Origin of the sequence: Accumulibacter sp., from assembly GCF_032229525.1 — a bacterium.
Lineage (GTDB): Bacteria > Pseudomonadota > Gammaproteobacteria > Burkholderiales > Rhodocyclaceae > Accumulibacter.
This window is the reverse complement of sequence record NZ_JAVTWB010000238.1, coordinates 1-4,484: the sequence shown is the minus strand read 5'-3', so window position 1 is coordinate 4,484 and position 4,484 is coordinate 1. Positions and strand designations below refer to the sequence as shown.

Sequence of the window (4,484 nt, the reverse complement as noted above, 5' to 3'; positions counted from 1 at the left end):
GGCGTGATTCCACCAGATGCGGTCGTCCCTACCGTCAGCATCATGACGCAGTGATCAGCCTTCTCGCCGGTGCTGGTGTAGGGGCCGGCACCGAGGGTAAGCGGGGATCCGCTGGTGTACGTGAATGCGTCGGCATAGCCCGCCGTCGCGGTGGCTTCTGCCGGCGTGGCATAGGCGGTGACTGCTTTGGCATAGAGTGTAACGCCAGTTCCAAGCCCATTCGCGCCGTCCATATAGACCTTGACGTTGGTGATCTCTGTGTAGGTGCCGCCAGACACGTTCATTCGCAGCCACTTCTCGAACGAGTAGTCGACGCCGGCGCCTGGTTTCACCATGGGATTGCTTGTGTCGACGGTGCTGTTGTCGGCATTCTTGAATCTGATATTCCCGCTCGTCTTGTCCGTCTGTGTTCCACCGGCTCCGTTTTTTTCGACTAGCTGTACTGTTGCGGCCATTGGGTTTCCTTTTTAGGCGTCTTCTTCGATCTGGGTGGCGTGGGCAATGTTTCCTGCCTTGTCGCGAATGATGGTTGTTTCCGTCTTGCGTGCCGGGAGCGTCAATTCGACAGATGCCGGCATCACGGTATTTTCGACGGTGATATTCGGCTGTGCGACATTGACGACCGGAGCAGGATTGGCCGGGGCGTGGTTATCGACTCGTACCGCAGGCGCGGCGACATTGACAACCGGGGCGGGCTGCTCCGGGATGATGTTGTCGACGCGAACATCTGCCGGTGCGACATTGACAATCGGGGCCGCCACATTGATGACGTGGGAGGGTTGCTCACGCACCGCCGCAGCAATTGCCGATACGCCCGCCTCAAGCCGCGCCGAGTTCTGCTCTTGATGGCGTTGCATGATTTCGGCGATTTCACGCTGGTGTTCAATCTCGGCAAGCGCTTTGCCGTTGGCCTGCGTGTCGGCGCTGGCGTCGGCAGTATCAACGGGTGAGACTGGCGGCACGGCGATGACGTCGACTGTTATCCCGAGCGTTTCAAGATGTTTCCGCTCGTCGGCAATCTCGGCGAAGATTTTGTCAGGATCTTCGCCCCTAGCGCGGATGGTTTCGGAAATGCTGGTGATGCCAGCAGAAATTTCCGCACGCGCCGCGTTGACGTCTTTGAGCGGGTCAACCCACTGCCGACGCGGGGGAGTCCACTTGGCCATGGCCGGCGCAGGGGTGCGGATAGCCTTGACGGCGAATGCAGTCTCTGCCCAGCGTTTCCAGATCGGCGCCAACATCATCGGGACCAGCACATGCCACTGGAGCATGTCGACCGTCTTGTAAAATTCAACGAGGCCGGCGCGAATTGAGGAGTAATTCACGTCCGACAGATCGCCAGTCATTTGCTCGTAAGTGATCCCGATGCCCGAAGCAATCGCCCGTAGCTGCGTCTTGGTATATGCGCCGTAATCGCCGCCATTGGCCGGCGCACCGAAGCGGATATCCTGCCCTGGCTTGAGATACTGGATCAGCCCAGCCCCAAGCGTTTCGATCCTGTTCCCGTTGATATCAGTTGTGCCTTCGGAGAGGCTGACGCCATTGTCTTCGGTGGTGACAATCGCCGAGAAACAAGACTCGATTCCCTTGCGGACTAGCTCGGCCTCTTCGTAGTCGTCAAGGTCCCGCATCTTGAGCAGGATGCTGGACATTCGCGGCACGCCGCGAGACTGTCCGGGGCGCAACCGCTCGAAGATATGCAATACCTGATCGGCCGGGATCCGTTTCGATTCCAGCGGCTTCGATCTGTTCGCCACGTCGCCAGGGTGCTGGTTGTGGAGGTGATAGGCAACGCGCTGGCCGATGGCGTTGTATTCAATCCCAGATATCAACCAGCCGCCGCCGTTGACGGCTCCCGTCTTGGTGGCGTCGAGATAGTCCGGCTCAAGCACCTGCAATTGCAGCGGGACAAGTAGCCCATCTTCTGGCCGGCGTTCCCGGTAGCGAATCAGGCATTCGCCAGACTCGAAAACGCAGCGCATAACGAGGGCCTGTAGGCCGTAGAAGTCCAGCATGCCATCGGCGTCGCATTCTGTGGTCCACTGCTCGAATGCTTCCTTCGCGCTGCCAGCCTTGACGGTGATTCCCGTGCCAACCACATTCGCGACGTACACATCACGGGCGCGGCTGGCGTATGGGTTGTCCCGGCACAGTGAGCGGGTGCGATCCCGCAGCTTGACAGCGCTGCTAGCGACTTCGGCATCCGCGCTCGTGGCTCCGGTGATCCAGCCTCCGGTGCGTCGGCCAGTCTTCGCGCCTTCGTAGGCTCGAAGGTTCAGCGAGTCCGCAGCACGGGCGCCGGCGCGCTGTATCGCAGCACGGGCAACCTGGCGTTTCAACCCGGCTTCCGGGCTGAACAGGGTGATCAGTTTGTCGAGTGCGTTCAATTCCGCACCCGCTGAACATAGCTCTGTGTGACCGGCGTCGCGATCGTCGCAGCGGCAATCAAGCCGGCTTCTATTTCGCGCTTGGCCTTTAGCAAATCGCTGATAGAGCGATAGGTGACGCGCCGGTTATCTATTTCGACGGTTAATTCACCCGTCGCGATTGCAGCCTCAATCGCCGCGAGCTGTGTCGTGGTATATGCCATTGTTTCCCGTTATTCCGATGCGCCAGGTACTGCCCGTCGTGATTGTGGCCAATGTGGCGATTGCAAATACACGAAGAATTGCAACTATCGACCTTTACGGATTCGCCAGACAGTCGTTTTGTTGACGCTGAAACGCTTGGCGATTTCCTCGTATGTTCCAACGGCCTCCCGGATTTCTTTTCGCAACATCGGCGAGCGCACGGCAATGTACACTGGCATGCCACCCCAATTCAGGCGCAGTGATCTGTCGATATCGGCGCGCTTGGGCTTGGGGATTGTCACGTGTTCCGAAACAGTGTCGATAACGGACACGATAAAGTCATCTTCTTGCACGGGCGCGAATCCTTTCATTGAGTTCTGCCGCACGGGACGCGAGCAGGTTTGTCGGTACGGATGGCGAATTCTTGCCGCTCGCGGATTCTGAAACAGTTGCAGCAGCCCGCAATTCGAGGTTGATTCCTGACAGGCGTAGGGCTGCCAGAGCGTATTTCCAACAGTCCAAGGCTTCGTTGCGTGGGCGCGTCTGCACCCACTCGGCGTAGGGGCGGGTGCCACGCATCTTCGTCACCAGCTTTTCTGCGGTGAGCTGTGCGAAGTATTCGTCATCAAAGCTGGCATCGCTCGGGAAGTGTATATACGCCGGTCCGGGCGTGATGATCTTCAGGCGGCTGTAGATCAGCGCCTTTGCCTGATCGTCGCCGATTAGATGCACCGTCAATCCCCGCTTGATCTGTCCGCGCAGGCGCTGGCGACGGGCTTTCTCATTTTCAACAATCGGCACGTTCGGCCCGGCCCGACCCTTGACTGCTACGGCCCATCGGCGCGGCTCGCAGAAGGCGTAAACCATGCTGGTGTTGTAGCCGCTGTCTATTGCGACAACTTCCGGCGCCCAGAACCGCAATTCTCCGTCGAGTTGCATCCACACGTCAGGCTGTGCCGTGTCGCCGGGAATGATGATGTGATCCATGGTCCACGCCTCTTCGCCGTCTCCCCAATCGACCACGGTGACCTCAATCCGGTCCTTCTGTACGTCGACGCCTGCGGTGCGGGCAAGCGCTTTTGGCTTTTCGTCGTATTCTTCGAGCCTGGTTATCAGGCCGGTAGCGTCTATCTGATCGCCACGTTCTTCCCAGACTTCGCCAAGGTGGGTATTGACGAATGTCCGCAGCGTTGATGTTGATTTGACTGCGGTCAGCCACTCCTTGACTAGATCAGACCATGATGGACCGAGGCCAATTGGGGCATAGAGGGCGCTGATGTGATAGCCCCGCGTGCTGCGCTCCGGGTTTCCGGATATCCAACGGCCCGCTGAAAGCATCGCCGGCTTGTTGTGTTCGTAGATTTCGCCATTGCAGGCGATGCACACATAATACGCTTCGAGGTTTTCGCCTTCGCCTCGCCATTTGATGCCGTGCGCCGCGTCGCTGCCGCCCCATTCGAGCGCCTGAATCTCTCCGCATCGCGGACACGGCACAAAATAGCGCCGCTGGTCCGACTCCAGATAGCCGCGCTCGATCAGGCTTTCGTCTTTCACGGTCGGAGTGCTTATATAGAGCCGCTTCGGGCGGGCAAATGACTTGGTGCGTCCTTTCGCAAGGGATACCGGGTCGCCTTCCTCGCCAACCTCTCCGGGAAAGCGGTCAAGGTCGTCCATGATGAGGTAGCGGACGGAGCGCTGTGCGTAGCTGTTGGGCGAGTTGCCTCCGGACAAAAACAAGACGCCGCCTGGGAAGTCGATCATGTCTTTGGAGTTAGCAGAATCACGCGAGCGCTGGCCGCCGAGCAAGTCGCGGATAACAGGCGTCTCCAGCAGCAGCGGGTTGAGCTTCTGAGCTTTCCATGCGTCGCGGGCGTCAAGTGTCGGCATGAGTACCATCACCGGAGCGGGTGCGTG

The 4,484-nt window shown here is 59.1% G+C and carries 5 protein-coding genes; all 5 read right to left on the bottom strand.

Features of this window, described 5'->3' with window-relative positions; all coding sequences use genetic code 11:
* Positions 1–455: hypothetical protein (locus RUW20_RS18895; RefSeq protein ID WP_313953768.1), on the bottom strand; the 455-nt coding region annotated here is incomplete at its 3' end.
* 12 nt (positions 456–467) lie between these two features.
* Positions 468–2,387, bottom strand: a complete 1,920-nt coding sequence (locus tag RUW20_RS18890) for a phage portal protein (RefSeq protein ID WP_313953767.1) — start codon at positions 2,385–2,387, stop codon at positions 468–470.
* Complete coding sequence (locus RUW20_RS18885) at positions 2,384–2,590, bottom strand: phage head-tail joining protein (protein ID WP_313953766.1); 207 nt, start codon at positions 2,588–2,590, stop codon at positions 2,384–2,386. The genes RUW20_RS18890 and RUW20_RS18885 overlap by 4 nt, the downstream gene beginning before the upstream one ends.
* An 84-nt stretch (positions 2,591–2,674) precedes the next feature.
* Positions 2,675–2,923, bottom strand: a complete 249-nt coding sequence (locus tag RUW20_RS18880; RefSeq protein WP_313953765.1) for a hypothetical protein — start codon at positions 2,921–2,923, stop codon at positions 2,675–2,677.
* The coding region (locus RUW20_RS18875) for a terminase gpA endonuclease subunit (protein WP_313953764.1) at positions 2,910–4,484 on the bottom strand (1,575 nt) is incomplete at its 5' end. The genes RUW20_RS18875 and RUW20_RS18880, both read right to left, overlap by 14 nt.

Bases quoted from the DNA above. Each gene is read 5' to 3' on its own strand.
- RUW20_RS18885 (WP_313953766.1), bottom strand. From the start codon at position 2,590: ATGGCATATACCACGACACAGCTCGCGGCGATTGAGGCTGCAATCGCG.